This window comes from Labrys methylaminiphilus subsp. lupini (genome assembly GCF_051161885.1).
Classification (GTDB): Bacteria; Pseudomonadota; Alphaproteobacteria; order Rhizobiales; family Labraceae; genus Labrys.
Genome location: NZ_JBMDIH010000001.1, coordinates 322,385 through 340,218, shown reverse-complemented (window position 1 = coordinate 340,218; position 17,834 = coordinate 322,385). Strand labels below are relative to the sequence as shown.

Annotated in this window: 20 protein-coding genes; 10 read left to right on the top strand and 10 right to left on the bottom strand. The window is 62.7% G+C overall.

The features are described 5' to 3' along the window. The first annotated feature begins 37 nt into the window (after positions 1–37). Positions 38–634 (top strand): TetR/AcrR family transcriptional regulator, encoded by a 597-nt coding sequence (locus ACN6KF_RS01515; protein WP_434955134.1) that lies wholly within the window; start codon positions 38–40, stop codon positions 632–634. Between the two features lie 22 nt (positions 635–656). Here the strand turns inward: ACN6KF_RS01515 and ACN6KF_RS01510 are convergent, their stop codons facing one another. Together ACN6KF_RS01510 and ACN6KF_RS01505 are read right to left on the bottom strand one after the other, a co-directional pair. Beyond that, positions 657–848: a DUF1192 domain-containing protein gene (locus tag ACN6KF_RS01510; RefSeq protein ID WP_434955133.1), complete on the bottom strand. Its 192-nt coding sequence runs from the start codon at positions 846–848 to the stop codon at positions 657–659. A gap of 14 nt (positions 849–862) precedes the next feature. Then, positions 863–1,726 carry a DUF1444 family protein gene (locus tag ACN6KF_RS01505; protein WP_434955132.1) on the bottom strand — a complete coding sequence of 288 codons (864 nt, stop codon included), beginning with the start codon at positions 1,724–1,726 and terminating at the stop codon, positions 863–865. Positions 1,727–2,048: 322 nt separating this feature from the next. Here ACN6KF_RS01505 and ACN6KF_RS01500 point away from each other — a divergent pair, with 322 nt between their 5' ends. Continuing rightward, positions 2,049–2,768: a DUF1013 domain-containing protein gene (locus ACN6KF_RS01500; protein ID WP_434955131.1), complete on the top strand. Its 720-nt coding sequence runs from the start codon at positions 2,049–2,051 to the stop codon at positions 2,766–2,768. Positions 2,769–2,968: 200 nt separating this feature from the next. Here ACN6KF_RS01500 and ACN6KF_RS01495 read toward each other — a convergent pair whose 3' ends face one another. After that, complete coding sequence (locus tag ACN6KF_RS01495) at positions 2,969–3,256, bottom strand: hypothetical protein (protein WP_434955130.1); 288 nt, start codon at positions 3,254–3,256, stop codon at positions 2,969–2,971. 130 nt (positions 3,257–3,386) lie between these two features. Here ACN6KF_RS01495 and gcvA point away from each other — a divergent pair, with 130 nt between their 5' ends. Continuing rightward, positions 3,387–4,307, top strand: a complete 921-nt coding sequence (gene gcvA, locus ACN6KF_RS01490; protein ID WP_434955129.1) for a transcriptional regulator GcvA — start codon at positions 3,387–3,389, stop codon at positions 4,305–4,307. A gap of 68 nt (positions 4,308–4,375) precedes the next feature. Here the strand turns inward: gcvA and ACN6KF_RS01485 are convergent, their stop codons facing one another. Then, entirely contained in the window at positions 4,376–4,600 is a 225-nt protein-coding gene (locus ACN6KF_RS01485; protein ID WP_434955128.1) for a YdcH family protein, read from the bottom strand. Positions 4,601–4,967: 367 nt separating this feature from the next. Here ACN6KF_RS01485 and ACN6KF_RS01480 point away from each other — a divergent pair, with 367 nt between their 5' ends. The 3 genes from ACN6KF_RS01480 to ACN6KF_RS01470 all read left to right on the top strand — a co-directional run bounded on the left by ACN6KF_RS01480 (position 4,968) and on the right by ACN6KF_RS01470 (position 7,389). Beyond that, complete coding sequence (locus ACN6KF_RS01480; protein WP_434955127.1) at positions 4,968–5,147, top strand: YdcH family protein; 180 nt, start codon at positions 4,968–4,970, stop codon at positions 5,145–5,147. A 159-nt stretch (positions 5,148–5,306) separates the two neighbouring features. Then, the gene (locus tag ACN6KF_RS01475; protein ID WP_434955126.1) at positions 5,307–6,470 is read left to right on the top strand and encodes a DUF6600 domain-containing protein; all 1,164 of its coding nucleotides are present in this window, start codon (positions 5,307–5,309) and stop codon (positions 6,468–6,470) included. A gap of 94 nt (positions 6,471–6,564) precedes the next feature. Further along, positions 6,565–7,389, top strand: coding sequence for a creatininase family protein (locus ACN6KF_RS01470; RefSeq protein ID WP_434955125.1), 825 nt, complete (start codon positions 6,565–6,567; stop codon positions 7,387–7,389). 41 nt (positions 7,390–7,430) lie between these two features. Here ACN6KF_RS01470 and ACN6KF_RS01465 read toward each other — a convergent pair whose 3' ends face one another. The 4 genes from ACN6KF_RS01465 to ACN6KF_RS01450 form a co-directional block, all read right to left on the bottom strand. Then, positions 7,431–8,510, bottom strand: a complete 1,080-nt coding sequence (locus ACN6KF_RS01465) for an ABC transporter ATP-binding protein (RefSeq protein ID WP_434955124.1) — start codon at positions 8,508–8,510, stop codon at positions 7,431–7,433. A gap of 20 nt (positions 8,511–8,530) precedes the next feature. After that, a complete protein-coding gene (locus ACN6KF_RS01460; protein ID WP_434955123.1) occupies positions 8,531–9,316 on the bottom strand; it encodes an ABC transporter permease in 786 nt (261 codons plus the stop codon). Continuing rightward, the gene (locus ACN6KF_RS01455) at positions 9,313–10,212 is read right to left on the bottom strand and encodes an ABC transporter permease (protein WP_434955122.1); all 900 of its coding nucleotides are present in this window, start codon (positions 10,210–10,212) and stop codon (positions 9,313–9,315) included. Before ACN6KF_RS01455 ends, ACN6KF_RS01460 begins: the two co-directional genes overlap by 4 nt. Positions 10,213–10,282: 70 nt before the next feature. After that, positions 10,283–11,326: an ABC transporter substrate-binding protein gene (locus ACN6KF_RS01450; RefSeq protein WP_434959586.1), complete on the bottom strand. Its 1,044-nt coding sequence runs from the start codon at positions 11,324–11,326 to the stop codon at positions 10,283–10,285. Between the two features lie 451 nt (positions 11,327–11,777). Here ACN6KF_RS01450 and ACN6KF_RS01445 point away from each other — a divergent pair, with 451 nt between their 5' ends. Together ACN6KF_RS01445 and ACN6KF_RS01440 are read left to right on the top strand one after the other, a co-directional pair. Then, entirely contained in the window at positions 11,778–13,067 is a 1,290-nt protein-coding gene (locus ACN6KF_RS01445) for an adenylosuccinate synthase (protein WP_434955121.1), read from the top strand. Between the two features lie 307 nt (positions 13,068–13,374). Continuing rightward, entirely contained in the window at positions 13,375–14,679 is a 1,305-nt protein-coding gene (locus ACN6KF_RS01440) for a hypothetical protein (RefSeq protein WP_434955120.1), read from the top strand. Positions 14,680–14,694: 15 nt separating this feature from the next. Here the strand turns inward: ACN6KF_RS01440 and rnk are convergent, their stop codons facing one another. Together rnk and rpoH are read right to left on the bottom strand one after the other, a co-directional pair. Next, positions 14,695–15,096, bottom strand: a complete 402-nt coding sequence (rnk, locus tag ACN6KF_RS01435; protein ID WP_434955119.1) for a nucleoside diphosphate kinase regulator — start codon at positions 15,094–15,096, stop codon at positions 14,695–14,697. A 549-nt stretch (positions 15,097–15,645) separates the two neighbouring features. Further along, positions 15,646–16,533, bottom strand: coding sequence for an RNA polymerase sigma factor RpoH (gene rpoH, locus ACN6KF_RS01430; RefSeq protein ID WP_434955118.1), 888 nt, complete (start codon positions 16,531–16,533; stop codon positions 15,646–15,648). Between the two features lie 540 nt (positions 16,534–17,073). On the opposite strand from rpoH, the gene ACN6KF_RS01425 reads away from it, so the two are divergent. Continuing rightward, positions 17,074–17,439 carry an ElaB/YgaM/YqjD family protein gene (locus tag ACN6KF_RS01425; RefSeq protein WP_434955117.1) on the top strand — a complete coding sequence of 122 codons (366 nt, stop codon included), beginning with the start codon at positions 17,074–17,076 and terminating at the stop codon, positions 17,437–17,439. Continuing rightward, complete coding sequence (locus tag ACN6KF_RS01420; RefSeq protein ID WP_434955116.1) at positions 17,436–17,834, top strand: hypothetical protein; 399 nt, start codon at positions 17,436–17,438, stop codon at positions 17,832–17,834. The genes ACN6KF_RS01425 and ACN6KF_RS01420 overlap by 4 nt, the downstream gene beginning before the upstream one ends.

Here is a 17,834-nt window from a genome sequence, read left to right as displayed (position 1 = left end):
GTCAACTAATATACGCGGTGTATGCAAAGGAGAGGACATGGCCCGTAAACCGCGAGCACAAATGATCGCCGAGACCCGCACCAAGCTGGTGGCCGCGGCACGCGCCGCCTTCGGCACGGTCGGCTATGCGGAAGCGTCGATGGATGATTTCACGGCGGCTGCCGGCCTGACGCGCGGCGCTCTCTATCACCATTTCGGCGACAAGAAGGGCCTGCTCGCGGCGGTGATCACGGAACTCGACGCCGAGATGTCCAAGCGGCTCGCTGCCGTTTCGGCCCAGGCTGAAGATCCCTGGCAGGGTTTCGTCGCCGAATGCTCGGCCTATATCGAGATGGCGTTGGAGCCCGAAATCCAGCGTATCCTGTTTCGCGACGGCCCGGCCTTCCTCGGCGATCCCTCACAATGGCCGAGCCAGGATGGCTGCATCGCCTCGATGAGTGCCACATTGGCCGCGCTGAAGCGGGACGGTGTTCTTGCCGATGTCGACCCGGAGGCCGCAGCCCGGCTGGTCAATGGCGCCACCTGGCATGCCTCGCAATGGATCGCCAATGCGGCCGATCCACAGGCGGCGTCCAAGCAGGCGGTGAAGGCCTTTCATGCCTTGCTGAACGGCCTCCTGCGTCACCCCGCCTGAACGGCGGGTTTGGCTTACAGGCTCAAGTCTTGAAGAAGGCACTCGCTGCCGAAAGCGAGGCTGCCTTGCGGGCCTTGGCTTCCTCCAGGCGCACCATCTCCTGTTTCAGGGCCGCGATGCGTTCGTCGAGCTCATGCAGCGACAAGGTCGAGAGGTCCTGCCCGATCTGATGTGCCACCGGCACCTTTCGCGGCTCTTCGTCGAAAATCGCCATTTCGTCTCCTCACATCAAATACGGCGCTGCTCGGCGAGTTCCGCCGTCGTCGCCATTCTAAACCCATTGGCATCGAGCACAAAAAGCTCGTCCGTGAGCGGATGTGAGCGCGACTTGGAATCTTCGCTCACTTTCGCGGCAAAATCAGCCCTTGCCGAAAAGTCGGGCGTCCAGGCCACCATGAAATCCCGATTGGGAATGCCGGCGATCACAAGGTCGCTCCCCAGCGCCTTCAGCAGCCTTTGCCGGATCGAGGGCAGCAGCAGGCGGGCGGCATCATAGCCATCCTGGGTCAGAATGGTCGCGTAGGCGCCCCGGCCTCTCGCCGATTTCTTGGCCCCGATCGCCAGCGCGCCGGAGGCGGCCTCCAACCCCGCCAAGGCTGCTTCGTGGACGGCGTCGGCATTGACGCCCCATGTCTTCAGATCATCCGTCGTAACGAGGGAATAGCGCTCACCCTGATCGAGCGCATAGGCGATCACCACCGTGGCCGTCAGATCGCGCGAGATCAGCTCCTTGGCCTGCTGGCGATATTCGATAGGCACGATCTGCAGGCGCAGTTTTGCACGCGCATCCTGCCAGTGCCTGCGCTCGTCGTCATCGGCGGGCCGGACGGCCAGGATACCATCGAAGAAAGCAAGGATTTGACTCTCCCGGTCCGCCCCCCGCGCCGTGCCGAGCTGGCGCTGCAGATTGCCGAGATAGACCTGCTTAGTATCTTCGCCGACCTTGACATGCACGCTCTCGGGGTCATCGCCGGGCAGAGTGAATTTCAAAGCGGGCCGGTGCCGGCGGAGCAGGCTGACCACTTCCTCGCGAAAGCTCTCGGGAGCGCCCACCGCCGCGACCGGGACACCGGCAACCACAAGGCCCACCATCGCTTCCATCACCCGGCGGCGTCCGATCCCGTCTAAGCAGAGTTTTCCGGTGCGGCCCGCGGATGCGTCGCGCCAGAAAACTCTGCCAATGTTTGATATCCTGCAAATTCCGTCCGCTCCCACCTGCCCGCACCGAGGGGATCACCATAGCCAGGATGGCTCCCTGTCGACAATCCTGGCGGGAAAGCGGTGCAACAGGCTTCCCTTTCGGGCGAACGACGACTATATGAGGTATGAATCCCGACAATCAGCTCGCGTCGGGCTTCGTTCCAGGAGGCTGGAGCGAGGCGGCAGCGGGCTCATGCTTTCCGAGGAGATGCCAATGTCGACCGCCCCGCTGATGCCGAAGGCCACCGCCGTCTGGCTGGTTGAGAACACTGCCCTCACCTTCGACCAGATCGCCGAGTTCTGCAAACTGCATCCGCTGGAGGTCAAGGGTATTGCCGACGGCGAGGTTGCGGCCGGAATCAAGGGCCAGGATCCCGTGATCGCCAACCAGCTCACCCGCGAGGAAATCGCCCGCGGCGAGCGCGATTCCCATCACCGCCTCCGGCTGGCCGAGCCGAAGGTCAAGATCGCCATCGCCAAGGTCAAGAAGGGCCCGCGCTATACGCCGGTCTCGCGGCGCCAGGATCGCCCCAACGCCATTCTCTGGCTGGTGAAGAACCATCCCGAACTCAAAGACGCCCAGATCATGCGTCTGGTCGGCACCACCAAGACGACGATCGCCGCCATTCGCGATCGCACCCATTGGAACACCGCGCAGCTGGCCCCGGCCGATCCGGTCATGCTCGGCCTCTGTACCCAGATCGATCTCGACTTCGAAGTCGCCCGCGCCTCCAAGGATCGGCCGCCCGAGCCCGAGAGCGCCACGCTGCTGCCCGCCGAAATCACCACCGGACCGACGGCTGATCGCGGCCATAGGCAAGACAATCCCTTCGCCTCGCTCGGCAACACGCCGCGCCAGGCAGAAGAGGAGGACGAGCTGGACGTCGCCAACGTGTTCGCCAAGCTCAAGGGTATCAAGCAGAAGGACGACTGAGCGCCAGGCGGCCTGCTCAGATCCATCACTTGAAAGGGCTTTTTCGCCAGCACGGAAAAGCCCTTTTGCTTGTGGAGGTTGGCAGCCGGCTTCAGCCGTGCTTTCCCGGCCCCGTTGCGACCTAATACCGGCAACAAGAAAGGGCGCGATCGGTGATCGCGCCCTTTCTTGTCATCCGATAGAATCCAGGAACATCACCTTTATGGAAGCTGGCGACCGAACTCGTCGCGCACGCCCTCATAGCGGGCATAGCGGATCGGCGGGACATCGTCATCGCCATAAACGTCGCGCTGATGCCCCATCGCGACTGTCTGATCCTGCCCCCTGAGCTGTGCCAGGCCGGCGGAGATCGCTTCGACGAAGGATGTGGCCCCCTCGACCAGAATGGCGGCGATCGAGTAGTGCAGGCGCACCTGCGTCCCGTGCAGAGCCGGGGCATAGCTCCAATGCCGGCCCCATTCATCTTCGTGGAATTCGACGCTCGACATACTCGTACCCTCAACAAAACGTAAATACGCTCTTGCGATATGTTTCCTATTTTCAATGCTTTATGCTAGATTATCAATGGAGCAAACCTTTCTTCACCATCAACAAAAACTTGATGATCACAGGTAGGGCATGAGCAGATCGGGAGCTGGCCTCGGTGCATTGTGGACCTTTGCCGTCGCCGCTCGTCATCTGAGCTTTGCCAAGGCCGCGATCGAGCTCGACGTGACCCCCGCCGCCGTCAGCAGCCAGATCCGCGCTTTCGAGGACCGCCTCGGCACCCGGCTGTTCTTTCGCACCAGCCGCAGCATGAAGCTCACCCATGCAGGCGAGGAACTGCTCGAAGCGACCGGCGGCGCCCTGCGCACCATCGACGAAGCCTTGCACAGGGCCGCCAACACCACCCAGCGCAAGAGCTTCACCGTCTCTTCCGGCTCATCCTTCGCGGCCAAATGGCTGGTGCCGCGCCTGCCGCGCTTCCGCCAGCAATTTCCCGACATCGACATGCGCATCGATATTTCCGATACGCTCGCCGATTTCAGCCGCCAGGAAGTCGACGTCGCCATCCGCTTCGGCCGTGGCGCCTATGCCGGCCTGCGCTCGGACCGCCTGTTCGTCGAGGACGTCTTTCCGATCTGCAGTCCGCAGCTTCTGCATGGACCCATTCCTCTGCGAGAGCCCAACGACCTGCAATATTTCACCCTGATCCATCTCGACTGGCACAGCCAGGATTCGATGTGGCCGGATTGGCGCATGTGGCTGATGGCCGCCAAGGCCGACAAACCCGACCCGATACGCGGCCTGCATTTCAGCCAGTCGATCATGACCCTGCAGGCGGCCGTCGACGGCCAGGGTGTGGCGCTCGGCAACACCAGCCTGGTCGGCGATGATCTGGCGGCGGGCCGGCTGGTGCGCCCCTTCGACCTGTCGCTGAAGATCGCGCCGGAATTCGCCTATCATTTGGTGGCACCGCGGACAAAGGCGGACAAGCCGATGATCAAGGCCTTCCGGGACTGGGTGCTGGCCGAGATCGCCAGCGGCAAGGCCGTCTGACGGCCCAGTTCGCGCGCACGCCCTATCGTGACCCGCGCCCCGGGCAATGCCGGTGACGCAAAAAAGCGTCAGGCGATGATATCCGGCGTCAGCAGGTCCTCCAGCAGGGACATGCGGTCCTTGAGATGGAGCTTGCGCTTCTTCAGGCGCTGAAGCTGCAGACGGTCGGGAGTTCCCACCTGTTCCAAAGCGGCAATCGCGGAGTCGAGATCGCGGTGTTCCTGGCGCAACTGCCCCAGCTCCGCAATCATCGCGGCTTCCTCCTCCTCGGTGAGTGGATTTGACAAGCCCATACCCTTCCATTCCGAATGGCAGCCTCGGTATTTGGACCGTCCTGCCGCCCCATGCCCCTTCGGGCACGGTGCCGAACTATGCCGAGCCGATTTCTCGCCCGCAAGCGCTGCGGCAAGATATCGCCATCTATTTACACCCGTTTGGCAAAGCTTGCCGGACAACTTTCACAAGCCCTTCCTAGGCCTTTGATCCAGCATTCTTTTTGGCTCTTCCACACTGCATTACCGTGCGGTAAGCTATTGTTCTGACTAAATTTATTGTTGCTTTGCACAATCGATTCACGGCGAGAATCCACGATTTTCCTTCGACATGCGTACCGTTTCGTGAGAACGTTGAATGTCGGAACTGTGACACAAGGAGCCGTTAATGCCTGTGCAGTCGCATTTGGTCGAACTGGAGCGCAAACATCACGCTCTCGAAACAGAACTCACCATCGCACTGGCTCATCCCTCCTCGGATGACCTCAAAATCGCAGAGCTGAAGCGCAAGAAACTCCTTCTGAAAGACGAAATTGCAAGATTGAAGAGCACCGAGAGGTTGCACTGAACCAGTCGAAGCTGGTGTATTCTGACCGCCGGACCGGAGCAAAATCCGGTACCGGCGGTTTCATTTTGTGGCCACCTTGTGCCAATTGATACGGACGGCTCCCCCAAACAGGTTCATCATCGGCCGTGATCGAAGCAATAACCCATGGAGGGGTTTGCTATGGCCGGCACGACACGCCATCTGGGGATTGGCCTCGTTTCTTCCTTCCTGCTGGCCTGTGCCATCCTGCCTACTACAGCCACATTCGCGGACCGGGCGCGGGCCGCGCCCGTCGCCGCCATCCAGGCGCAGGCTCCCAGCCTCGAAGAATTCAAGACCGTGCTGTCGGGCTACGGCCAATACATCTATTCCGAACGCTATGGCGAGGTCTGGAAGCCTTCGGTGGTGCCTGCTGGCTGGCACCCCTATCCGGCCTGCCGCTGGGTCTATGACCGCAATTTCGGCTGGACCTATGACGATCCCACCGTCTGGGGCAAGATCATCCATCATTACGGCCGCTGGGCCTCGGACGGCAGCAATGGCTGGGTCTGGATACCCGGCACGCAATGGAGCCCCGCCTGGGTAATCTGGCGCGGCGGCGGCGACTGGACCGGATGGGCACCGACACCGCCCGCAACCGACCAGCAGGAAATCAGCCTCGCCAATTTCAACGTGGACAGGCAATGGACCTTCATCGAGACGGCCAAGCTCGGCAATCGCTGTGAGGGTGAAGCTTCGGCGGTGCCAGTCGGCACCTTCGTCGGCTCGGCCCCGGTGACACGCATCAAGATCGTGCGCGGCATTGCCGTGTTCGTGCTGCCGCCGCCTGCAACCGTCATCGACTACGACACCGGCCCGGTTGCGCCCTGGCCGGCTGAGTTTCTCGGCGAATGGCTGCTCTGGCTCAATACCGCCGCCTCGGCCGCCTCGCTGACCGTCGGTGACAGCCTTGCTGCTGCCTGCGCGCCGCCGCCAGCAGCGCCAGCCGTCACGCCCATCGCCTTGCCGACGCCGGCAGCCCCCCGCTTCAAGTCCTGGAGCCCACCTCCGCCCCGCTATGCCAAACGGCGCGACCTGCGCCGGGTCGATGCGCCGGAAGCCCCGCGCAGCAGGCGGCGGATTTATCCTGCGCCGGACTATGTCGACGAGCCACCGATCTACAGCCCACCGGCCCGCCGCCGCCCACCTGTCTGGAATGATGGCCCCGTGGTCCAGAGGCCGCCTCGCTACCCGCCGCCGGGCCCGGTGGTAACGCCCTCCAACAATCCGACTTCACCCAATTCCGGCCAGCGTTATCGTAGACCCCGTCCGCCCGGCCCCTATCGCGGCCAGCAAGTCTGGTAGCAGGCACCGGCTGGCCGGACCGAGAATGCAGCGGGGCGTTGTAATGGCGCCCCGCGGCTGTATGGTTCGGGCATCCCTTTTCCTGGAATCGATCATGCCCGCCTCCGCTTCCCTGCCCCGCCGCCAATGGTTCGAGATGACGACGGAGGATTTCCGCACCGGCGAAACCGCCGATTGGATCGCCGTCTTGCCGATCGCCGCCGTGGAACAGCACGGGCCCCATCTGCCGGTTGGCGTGGACAGCATGATCATGCAGGGCTATCTCGACCGCGCCATCCCGCTGATTCCCGCCGACATTCCCGCGACCTTCCTGCCGATCCAGACCATCGGCAAATCCAACGAACATCTGGAATTCCCAGGCACCCTCAGCCTTTCGGCCGAAACTGTAATCCGGGCCTGGGTCGAGATCGGCGAAAGCGTGCACCGGGCCGGTATCCGCAAGCTCTTGATCGTCAATTCCCACGGCGGCAACATGGCGGCGATGGATATCGTGGCCCGCGAATTGCGCGTGCGCCACAGCATGCTGGTCGCCTTCACCTCCTGGCACATGTTCGGCTACCCCAAGGGCGCCTTTTCGGATGACGAGACGCGCCTGGGCATCCATGCCGGCGAGATCGAGACAGCCTTGATGCTCGCCTTCCAGCCCGACCTCGTGCGCATGGACAAGGCCAAGGACTTCCGTCCGGTCACCTACGAAATGGAGCAGACCTTCAAATATCTGCGCACCGGCCGTCCCGGCGGCTTCGGCTGGATGGCCCAGGACATCCGCCCCGAGGGCGCGGCGGGCGATGCTGGGAAAGCAACGCCGGAACATGGCGAACTCTCGGCCGAATTCGGCGCCCAGGCGCTGGTCGACCTGCTCAGGGATATCCGGGACTTCGATCTTTCACGTTTGAGGAACGGGCCGCTCAAGGAATGAGGGCTGCATCCTTCTCCCGCAAGGAGAGAAGGATGCAGCCCTCAGGCCGCGACCTTCTCGACCTCTTCCAGCAATTGCAGATCACCGCGGCCGAAGGACACCGTCACGTCCTCGCCCATCTGCGGGGGCGGGGCACCCGGATTGTTGAAGGTGTCGAGCGAGACCACGTTCTCGTCGAAGCGCACTCGGATGCGCACGATCGAGCCGAGGAAGCTGACGAGCTCGATGCGACCGGTGAGGCTATTGCGCCCCTCGCCGCCGGTGCCCAGCACCACGGCTTCGGGGCGCAAGGCCAGCGTGCGCGTCTCACCATTGCTGGCACCCTGCAGGCCACGGCTGGTGATCACCTCCTGCCCATCGACCGAGAAGCGCCCGGCAGCGGCATCGACGACCTTGCCCGTGAGGAAATTCAGCGTACCGACGAAAGAGGAGACAAAGCGCGTCTTGGGGAAATTGTAGATCTCGAAGGGCGTGCCGACCTGTTCCATCTGCCCGGCGCTCATCACCACGACGCGGTCGGACATCGACAACGCCTCTTCCTGATCATGCGTGACGAACAAGGTGGTAATGCCGAGTTCCTGCTGCAGCACCCGGATCTCGTCACGCAGGGACACACGGATCTTGGCATCCAGCGCCGAGAGCGGCTCGTCCAGCAGCAGGATCTTCGGGCGCACCGCAATCGCGCGCGCCAGGGCCACGCGCTGCTGCTGGCCACCGGAGAGTTGGAAGGGATAGCGATCAGCGATCTGCGGCAGCTTGATCATCTCCAGCATCTGCTTGACGCGGGCGTCGATCTCGGACTGGGATTTCTTGGCGATCTTCAGGCCGAAGCCGATATTCTCGACCACGGTCATGTTGGGAAACAGGGCATAGGCCTGGAACACCATGCCGACATTGCGCTGGTTGGGCGCCAGGCCGGTGATTTCCTTGCCGTCCATGCGGATCGAGCCGGCGGATGGCGACTCGAAACCGGCGACCATGCGCAGGACCGTGGTCTTGCCGCAGCCGGAGGGACCGAGCAGGGTGATGAATTCCCCCTTCTGGACCGACAGATCGAAACGCTTCACCACCTGGTTGGCGCCGAAGCTCTTCTGCAGCCCGGTGATCTCGAGAAAGGACATCTTGACCTCCAGTAGCAGTTTCAGCGTGCCGGCCGGGCGCCGCGCGAGCGTCCGACCAATTGCAGCAGGCCCATGCAGGCCCAGGTGATGATGAAGGCAACGATGGCGAGCGCCGAGGGCTCATAGGCCCGGTTCGCGCCGATCAATTGCAGATAAGTACCGAAGACCGGCCGGTTGAGCAGGCTGGCAAAGGTGAATTCGCCGATGACGATAGCAAAAGCGATGAAGGAGCCGCTGAGCACGCCCGAGCGAATGTTCGGCAGGATGACTTGCCACAGGATGGTGAAACCGCTGGCACCCAGGCTCTGGGCCGCCTCTGTCAACGTCTTGACGTCGATAGCGCGCAGGCCTGCATCGACGGAACGGTACATATAGGGCAGCGCCAGCACGACATAGCCGAAGGTAAGCAGGAGGTCCGTGGTCCATTCGCTATCGGTCAAAGGCAGCCAGGACGACGAGTTGAACATGCGGATATAGCCGAACACGATGATGATTGCCGGAATGACCAGCGGCAGCAGCGTGACGAACTCCACCGGCGACCGCCATCGCGGCAGGCGCAGGCGCACCAGATAGGCCGCCGGCACCACCAGCAGGATGCTCAGAATGATCGTAGCAAGCGCGAGCAGGATCGAACGGATGAACGCGTTCTGGAACTCCGCCTGGGCGAACACCACGCGATAGGCTTCGAAACTGTATTGCCCGCGCAGCATTCGCAGCGAGAACTCGAAGGTGGAGAGCAACGGGATGATGAAATAGCTGATTGCCAGCAGGATGATCAGCCAGGACAGCACGGAGGATTTCTTCATCGCACCCACCGCTCGCTATAGCTGCGCAGCCAGATATAGGCGCCGCTGGAAATACTGGTGATCACCACCATGCCGAAGGCGATGGCGTAGCCCAGATTGGGATTGCTGAGCACGTCGCCGCGGATCTGGGCGAAGAGCTGGATGGGAATGATCGGCAGGCTGGATCCGGTAAGCGCATAAGCGGTCGCCACCGCGCCGAAGGCATTGGCAAACAGCAGCAACGTCGCGCCTAATATGCTCGGCAGCAGGATCGGCAGGGCGATGTGCCGCCAATAGTGGAAATTGCTGCCGCCCAGCACGGCATTGGCCTCGCGCCATTCGCGCTTCAATCCATCGAGAGCCGGCGCGATCACCAGCACCATCAAGGGAATCTGGAAGTAGAGATAGACCACGGTCAGACCGGTAAAGCTGAGAATGTTGAAGCCGGTCGAATAGAGGTTGAAGCCGAGCCAGTCCCGCAGCAAGACGGTGACGAGTCCCACCCGCCCCAGCGTAGCCAGGAAGGCGAAGGCCAGCGGCACACCGGCGAAATTCGAGGCGACCCCCGAAAATGTCATCACGGCGCCGCGCATCCACTCGGGCAGCCCACCGAGAATGACCGCATAGGCCACGAAGAAGCCGATGAAGGCACCACCGAGGGCCGAGGCGAAGCTGATCTTGATGCTGAGCCAGAAAGACGAAACGATCGCCGGATTGGTGAACAGCTCGAAGATGTTGCCGAAGGTGAAATGCCCCTCCCGGTCGAAGAATGCCCCGACCAGCAGCAAGGCCGTCGGGACCACTAGGAAGAGCAAGGCGAAGAGCACGAAGGGCGCCATGCCCAGCACGGCCAGCCCTCCACCGGCTCTGGCCGAGCCTGGAGCTGCAGCTGGGGCAGTGTTTGCGGTGGTATTCATGCGGCGACCACAATAGCACGCGCCCTGCCCGGAGAAACCGGACAGGACGCGCAGGAGATGACAAACGATCTTACTTGACGGCGGCGCCGACCACGCTGTCCCAATCCTTGGTGATCTCGGCCTTGGCAGCGCCCTGCTCATCAAGTGTCGGGAACACGGCCTTGGCATAGGCTTCCGCCGGCGGAAGCTTGGCAAGCAGGTCCGCCGGGATCTTCTTGTTGGCGACGAGGTCGTTGAAGCGGATCGGATGGCAATAGCCCTTCAGATAACCGATCTGGCCTTCGTCGGAATAAAGATACTCCATCCACAGCTTGGCGGCATTGGGATGCGGTGCGTAGGCGCTGATGGCCTGGACATAGACGCCAGCGACCACACCGCTGGCGGGAATCACCACGTCGACATCCGGATTGCCCTTGAGCGTGTCGCGATCGGTAAGGGCGTTGTAGTCCCAGCGCAGCACGATCGGGGTCGCGCCCTGGGCGAGCGAGGCGGCCTTGCCGATGGTGGGCACGAAATTGCCCTTCTTGTTGAGTTCGGCAAAGAATTTCAGCCCCTCGGCGGCAGCCTTGCTGGCATCGCCCTTGGCGGCGGACAGGCCGGCGGCATAGACACCCTGGATCGCCTGGTTGGCTGTGCGGGGATCGCCAGCCAGTGCCACGGCATTCGCGTAGTCGGAGCTCAGCAGGTCGCTCCAGTCCTTGGGCGAATTCTTGACGATGTCCTTGTTCACCTCGAAGGCGAGCACGCCGTAATAGTCGCCGTACCAATGGCCATCGGCGTCCTTGGCATTGTCGGGAATGGAAGCCCAGGTCGCCACCTTGTAGGGCTGGATCAGGCCATCCTTCTTGGAGGTCGGACCGAAGGAAAGACCGACATCGATCACATCGGGCGCCTGCGGGCCGGTATTACCCTTGTTGGCCTTGATGGCCTCGACTTCGTCGCCCGAACCGGCGTCCGGATTGAGCTCGTTGACCTTGAGGCCATACTTGGCCTTGAAGCCTTCGATGATGGCGCCGTAGCCGCACCAGTCATGCGGCAGCGCGATCGTGGTGAGCTGGCCTTCCTTCTTGGCGGCGTCGATCAGCTCCTGGCTCTGGGCCAACGCGCTGCCCATCGAAGCCGCCAAGGCCAGCACGGATACCGATGCGATACCCAGCCACGTTTTCCTGCTCATTTGTCCAACTCCTAAGATGGTGCCGCGCCGGCCCATTTTTCCGTAAAGGTTTTTACAGCGGCGCTGGTATCAATGACGGTTGACACTTTTGTGTCAATAGTGGCCGTCATATATGACAGCCTCAATATTCACTGTTTGCAGCGATTTTTACGGGTTTACGACGCCCGCTCGATCCGTTAGGAAGTGAAAAAGCCCGGCCATCGGATGAGCCGGGCTTTTGCGTGTCCGGGTTTTGGAATTCCGTGCGAAGGTGTTTTACGATTTGGTGGAACCACCAGCGATCGAAAAACGTATCGAAACGAGAGAGTTAGAGCAAAACGACGTTTCCACTTGAACGCGTTTTGCTCTCGGAATTTCGGGGCCGAGGGCCAGAGAGAGAAGGGAGATCACCATGGCCAATGTCGTCGTGGTCGGGTCGCAATGGGGCGACGAAGGCAAGGGTAAGATCGTCGACTGGCTGTCGGAACAGGCCGACGTCGTCGTACGCTTCCAGGGCGGCCATAATGCCGGCCATACCCTCGTCATCGGCGACAATGTCTACAAGCTGTCCCTGCTGCCCTCGGGCATCGTGCGCGGCAAGCTCTCGGTGATCGGCAATGGCGTGGTGCTCGACCCCCGCGCCTTCGTCGCCGAGGTGAAGAAGCTGACTGAGCAGGGCGTTTCGGTGACGCCCACGACATTACGCATCGCCGAGAACACCCCGCTCATTCTCTCGCTGCACCAGGACCTCGATCGCCTGCGCGAATCGGCGACCGATGGCACCAAGATCGGCACGACCGGGCGCGGCATCGGTCCCGCCTATGAAGACAAGGTCGGCCGCCGCGCCATCCGGCTGATGGACCTGGCCGATCTCGGCTCCCTGCGCCCGAAGATCGCGCGCCTGCTCAACCATCACAACGCCCTACGCCGCGGCACCGGCCAGAACGAAATCGATCCGGAAGCCCTCTATCAGGAACTGGCGGACGTGGCGCCGCTCGTCCTGCCCTTCATGGACGACGTCGGCGCCCTGCTCGACAAGGCGCGCAAGGCCGGCAACCGCATCCTGTTCGAGGGCGCCCAGGGTGCCCTGCTCGACATCGACCATGGCACTTACCCCTATGTGACCTCTTCCAACACGGTCGCGGGGCAGGCCGCCGTCGGCTCCGGCCTCGGGCCGGGCGCGCTCGACTATGTGCTGGGCATCACCAAGGCCTATACGACGCGCGTAGGCGAAGGCCCCTTCCCCACCGAACTCACCGACGAGACCGGCCGCCTGATCGGCGAGCGCGGCCGCGAATTCGGTACGGTCACCGGCCGGGCCCGCCGCTGCGGCTGGTTCGATGCCGCCTTGGTGCGCCAGACCATCCGCACCTCCGGCATCACCGGCATCGCCCTCACCAAGCTCGACATTCTCGATGGCTTCAAGACCATCAAGGTGTGCGTGCGCTATGAACTCGATGGTCGCGAAATCGACTATCTGCCGGCCAGCCAGGCCGCCCAGGCGCGCGTGAAACCGATCTATGAGGAGATCGAGGGCTGGCAGGAAACCACGGCCAAGGCCCGCTCCTGGGCCGACCTGCCGGCGCAGGCGATCAAATATGTGCGCCGCATCGAAGAGCTGATCGGGGCGCCGGTGGCCGTGCTCTCCACCAGCCCCGACCGGGATGACACGATCCTTGTGCAAAATCCCTTTCAAGTCTAAGAGCAGACCTAATCCCGTCAGATTCGGGCATTAGTGCGTGATCTGCTGCGATGGCACTGTGCGGGTTGCGATCCGCGCGGCGCCGGGCGTATCCGGCGATGGTCTTGTTCCCAGGGGCAGGATCAGGCGTGGTTTCGACCACGTCTTGGCAGCCGGGCCTGCCTGCAGCGGATCATGGGCCCGGAGCAAACTGCGATTTCTCCGAATCGCATTTTGCTCTTACGTCTTGTTTTGACGCATTTTCCTAACCGAAAAGTCCATAAACTTTTCTGGAAAATGCTTCTGTGAAGAGATCGAGCCAGAACGCGTGTCGACGGACTATTTTCCTCCCATCCAGCGAGCCGTGCAGGGTCTTTCCCCCAATACGCAGGAAACCCGCCAGGCGCTCTATGAGAAAGCCCGCTCCGCCCTTCTCCGCCAGCTCAATGCCGCTGATCCAGCGCTGACGGAGGGGCAGATTGCGAGGGAACGCAACCTGCTCGAAGAGGCCATACGGCGCGTCGAGCACCATTACGACGAAGCCGAGTTCACGCCCGAGCCGGTCGTCTCCGAGCGCCCGGCCGCTCCCCAGTCCCAGTCCGATGGCCAGCCTGCCGACAACGATGCCGTGGACGATGAGGCGCCCTCGCCTGCCTCGTCCCGGCCGAACGGCTTGCCGGCTTTCGCCGAGCGCAAGACCGAGAAGCGGCGGCCTCAGGCGCCTCGTCGCAGCAGTTCCAACGGCAATTTCCGGCGTTATGCCGTGATGGCCGCGCTGGCAGCCGTCATCATCGGCGGAGGCGCCGCCACTGCGCTCTATTTGCGCGGAAGCGACGACAGCCCGGCGCCGGTACCTCAGCCGGGGCCCGCACCACAAGCATCATCCAAGCCCGCACCCGAGCCCGGCAAATTGAATGACCGCCTCGGCGGCGCGCCGGCCGCCCCCCCGACCGAAGTCGCCACCGGCAATCCTTCGGCACCGACGCCGGCCGCCCCGCAGCCTGCCGCACCGGCGCCGCAGGTTCCAACAGCGCCCGCACCGCTGCTGCCCTCGACGCAGTCGGAGGCGCCGGAGGGGCAACGCGCGCGCCTGATGGAGGAAGACCCGAGCGCCCCGATGAAGGGCCGCCTCTTCGAAGGCACCGTGAACTGGCGTACGGAATCGCAGGCCAGCGGTACCAACGGACCGCTCGACACTGTCGTCGTCGGTGAAATCACCGTTCCCGACCGCAAGATGAAGGTGCTCCTCACCCTCAGGCACAATTCCGACCGTTCCCTGCCGGCAAACTACCTCTTGAACATCCAGATGAGCGTACCGGCCGACTATCCCAGCGGCGCCGTCGGCGACGTCAAGAGCGTGAACGTCAAGGCCGATCCGCAGGTCCCTGGCTTGCAGCTCGACGGGGCGTTGATGAAGGTCACGACGGGCGTGTTCCTGATGGGTCTGCTCGACCCACCCGACGAGAAGGGCCGCAACGCCAAGATGTTGCAGGCCAATCAATGGTTCGACCTGGTGTTCACCTTCGCCAATGGCCGCAACGCCGTATTCACCTTCGAGAAGGGGCCGACTGGCGAGAAGGCTTTCAACGACGCCATGGCCGCCTGGAACACCGACGCCGCCGCGGCGCAATAGATCGCGGCGCCCCTTTCAGGATGCCTTTACGGTCGTGACGCGCAATTCGTGCTCGCGGCCGTCGCGGGCCTTCCAGGTGATCGACTGCCCCGGCGACAGGCCCAGCAAGGCCGTGCCGATCGGCGTGAGGATCGAGACCTTGCCCTCGGCAATGTCGGCCTCCCCCGGATAGACCAGTTTGACCTCGCGCAAGGCGCCGCCCTCCGTCTCGAAGGTGACGACGGAGCCGATCTGCACCACACATTCGCCGACCTGCACCGCCGGAACGATCTCGGCCCGGTCGAGCTCGCCAAGCAACGCCTCGGCCACTTCAGGGAACCGATCGAGGGCGGAGGTGGCGAGCTGCGTCAGGCGCTCGAAATCGATCTCGTTCACGATGATATTGGGCTTGGTCTGGTTCTTGATGGGTTGATTCATGATTGGATACCTCAGAATAGGCGCGACATGGCACGCCCACCTGCCAAGCGGCTACCCGCTGAGCATGGCGACGAAAAATGGATGCGCCAGCCCCGCGCTTGGCGCGAGCCTGCCGGCGACAGCATTGCGATTTGACGGATTGAAAAATGCGCCGGGTGGTATGCCGCCCCGGATGGGAAGCGGCGCGCCCCGCAGCTCGGGGCGCAAACGGCCGAGCCCGGGGCTACGCTTCCGCGATCGGGAAGAGACGAAGGGTGATTTTGACCACGGTGCTCATGGCTCCACCATGTTGATCGACACCGATCCTGTCAAGCCGGATCGGATGATGTCCCGAACGCGCTTTACATCGAGGCATGGAGACAGCTGCGCGCCCTAGAGCAAAGCGCGTTTAGACGGAAACGCTGTTTTGCTCTAGCTCTTTGCTTCCAAGCCAATCCAATGGGTTGGCTGGAGCGTTTTTGCGATTCTTGGTGATTCCACCAAATCGCAAAACGCTTTAAGGAAAAAGCCGCCCGAAGGCGGCTCCCCTTTCGACTATCGCGAGCAGTATCAGGCCGGCGCATGCGCGGCTTCCAGACGGGCCACGCCGGAGCGTACTGCCGCCTGGATCTTTTCGAAGGCCCTGACCTCGATCTGGCGTACACGCTCGCGCGAGACGCCGAACTCGTCGGAGAGTTCTTCGAGCGTGATGGGATCATCGGCAAGGCGGCGTGCCTCGAAGATGCGCCGCTCGCGATCGTTCAGCACATTCAGGGCTTGGCGCAGGGCGGTGGAGCGGTTCTCGCTTTGCTCCGTCTCGGCCAGGCGGGTCTCCTGACTGACAGAATCGTCCACCAGCCAGTCCTGCCACTCGCCGTCGCCTTCCTCACGCACGGGAGCATTCAGCGAAGCATCGCCGCCGAGACGGCGGTTCATCTCCACCACTTCCTGCTCCTGCACGCCGAGCGACTTGGCGATCGACTTGACCTGCTCGGGGCGCAGATCACCTTCATCCAGCGCCGAAATCTGGCTCTTGGCCTTGCGCAGGTTGAAGAAAAGCTTCTTCTGGTTGGCGGTGGTACCCATCTTAACCAGCGACCAGGAGCGCAGAATGTACTCCTGGATCGAGGCGCGGATCCACCACATGGCGTAAGTAGCGAGGCGAAAGCCCTTTTCAGGCTCGAAACGCTTGACGGCCTGCATCAGGCCGATATTGCCTTCCGAAACCACCTCGCCCAGCGGCAAGCCATAACCACGATAGCCCATGGCGATCTTGGCCACGAGCCGCAGATGCGAGGTCACCAATTGATGTGCAGCCTCACGGTCGCCATGCTCGCGCCAACGCTTGGCAAGCATGTACTCCTGCTCCGGCTGGAGCATCGGGAAGCGGCGAATTTCATCGAGATAACGCGACAGGCCACTCTCGGCGGCCAAGACGGGAAGCGCGGCAGAAGCCATATGTTCCTCTCCTCTGAACCCCCATCGAGGGCGGTTCAAATCGCCATCCCTCCTTACGAAGCAGACGGCGCCTACGTGATATGGGGACGATACCGGCCCTTGTGAAGACCCTTGTGGATCTTCCCGGTCACGGCATCTCGCGGCCCCGCATGTGCCACCCTCGGCAAATCTATTGACTTGCTTTCACCGAGGACGTCTCACCGGCCATGGGACATTCGTCACCCAGGCGGCTGAGGCACGGACCAATCCCGATCACCCAACTCATCATGCGCCCGATTGCGGCGTTTTCACGTTGCAATTTTTCCCAGGCGGCCATGCATTAATGTGACAGCTCGGTAACATTGTCAAATTAAGGGATGTTAATCGATTTCCAGGCTGAGGGAACCGCCGCCCGTCGTACCGCGTTTACCGTAACGCTTTGTTTACCTTGCACCAACCACCCGTCGGCCTAACTCTTCTAGAGTGCCCTCCGCCATCGCAGCCCGCGATGCTGGAAATCGGCCGCGGCCCTTCACTGTTGACCAGACAGGAGACATCAGTATGGACGGCGATAAGCGCACGGCTCAGGCCAAGGCCGATCTTTCCGAGAGCCTCAGCAAGGATCTCGACGCTCTGAGGGCTGAAGTTGCCCGCCTGACCGAGCAGCTCAGCGCCTATGTCGACGCGGAGAAGAGTTCCTGGTCGAAATTCCTGTCCAAGGAAGCCAGGCATGCCAGGCAGGTGCTCGACGACAAGGTGAACGAGGCTGGCGCCAAAGCCAGCGAAATCGGCGATGCCGCCAGGGAGCAGGCATCCGACCTGCAGAAGGCGACGCTCGACTACATCACCCGCAAGCCGCTGCAATCGGTGGCGCTCGCTGCCGGCATCGGCCTGATCCTCGGCCTGTGGAGCAAGGGGCGCTCGTGACTCGTCTCCTTGCTTTAGGTGCCCTCGCCAAGGAGGAACTGAGCGCCGTCCTGCGTCAGTACGGCACCGTCCTCCTTTGGCGCTTGCTCGCAGGCTGCTGCGTTGTCGCGATGGCGATCATCGGGCTGATCAGCCTGCACCGTTTCCTGGCTGAAACCTATGGCCCCTATTGGGCCGATGCAGCGCTCGGCTGTGGATTTGCAGTGCTGGCGGTGTTGGCTCTGGTTGGGGCGCAGGCCGCCGAAAGGAAAGCCAAGCGCCGCCGGCTCCTCGCCGCGACCTTGGTGACAGCGGCGGGCGTCGTCGAGGAGAGCCTGCCGGACAAGAAGACGGTCAGCGGCGCCCTGGCGCTCGCAGCTCTGGCAGGTGGCTTCTGGCTCGGCCGCAAGCGCTAG

Bases quoted from the DNA above. Each gene is read 5' to 3' on its own strand.
- ACN6KF_RS01515 (WP_434955134.1), top strand. From the start codon at position 38: ATGGCCCGTAAACCGCGAGCACAAATGATCGCCGAGACCCGCACCAAG.
- ACN6KF_RS01510 (WP_434955133.1), bottom strand. From the start codon at position 848: ATGGCGATTTTCGACGAAGAGCCGCGAAAGGTGCCGGTGGCACATCAG.
- ACN6KF_RS01505 (WP_434955132.1), bottom strand. From the start codon at position 1,726: ATGGTGGGCCTTGTGGTTGCCGGTGTCCCGGTCGCGGCGGTGGGCGCT.
- ACN6KF_RS01500 (WP_434955131.1), top strand. From the start codon at position 2,049: ATGTCGACCGCCCCGCTGATGCCGAAGGCCACCGCCGTCTGGCTGGTT.
- ACN6KF_RS01495 (WP_434955130.1), bottom strand. From the start codon at position 3,256: ATGTCGAGCGTCGAATTCCACGAAGATGAATGGGGCCGGCATTGGAGC.
- gcvA (WP_434955129.1), top strand. From the start codon at position 3,387: ATGAGCAGATCGGGAGCTGGCCTCGGTGCATTGTGGACCTTTGCCGTC.
- ACN6KF_RS01485 (WP_434955128.1), bottom strand. From the start codon at position 4,600: ATGGGCTTGTCAAATCCACTCACCGAGGAGGAGGAAGCCGCGATGATT.
- ACN6KF_RS01480 (WP_434955127.1), top strand. From the start codon at position 4,968: ATGCCTGTGCAGTCGCATTTGGTCGAACTGGAGCGCAAACATCACGCT.
- ACN6KF_RS01475 (WP_434955126.1), top strand. From the start codon at position 5,307: ATGGCCGGCACGACACGCCATCTGGGGATTGGCCTCGTTTCTTCCTTC.
- ACN6KF_RS01470 (WP_434955125.1), top strand. From the start codon at position 6,565: ATGCCCGCCTCCGCTTCCCTGCCCCGCCGCCAATGGTTCGAGATGACG.
- ACN6KF_RS01465 (WP_434955124.1), bottom strand. From the start codon at position 8,510: ATGTCCTTTCTCGAGATCACCGGGCTGCAGAAGAGCTTCGGCGCCAAC.
- ACN6KF_RS01460 (WP_434955123.1), bottom strand. From the start codon at position 9,316: ATGAAGAAATCCTCCGTGCTGTCCTGGCTGATCATCCTGCTGGCAATC.
- ACN6KF_RS01455 (WP_434955122.1), bottom strand. From the start codon at position 10,212: ATGAATACCACCGCAAACACTGCCCCAGCTGCAGCTCCAGGCTCGGCC.
- ACN6KF_RS01450 (WP_434959586.1), bottom strand. From the start codon at position 11,326: ATGGGCAGCGCGTTGGCCCAGAGCCAGGAGCTGATCGACGCCGCCAAG.
- ACN6KF_RS01445 (WP_434955121.1), top strand. From the start codon at position 11,778: ATGGCCAATGTCGTCGTGGTCGGGTCGCAATGGGGCGACGAAGGCAAG.
- rnk (WP_434955119.1), bottom strand. From the start codon at position 15,096: ATGAATCAACCCATCAAGAACCAGACCAAGCCCAATATCATCGTGAAC.
- rpoH (WP_434955118.1), bottom strand. From the start codon at position 16,533: ATGGCTTCTGCCGCGCTTCCCGTCTTGGCCGCCGAGAGTGGCCTGTCG.
- ACN6KF_RS01425 (WP_434955117.1), top strand. From the start codon at position 17,074: ATGGACGGCGATAAGCGCACGGCTCAGGCCAAGGCCGATCTTTCCGAG.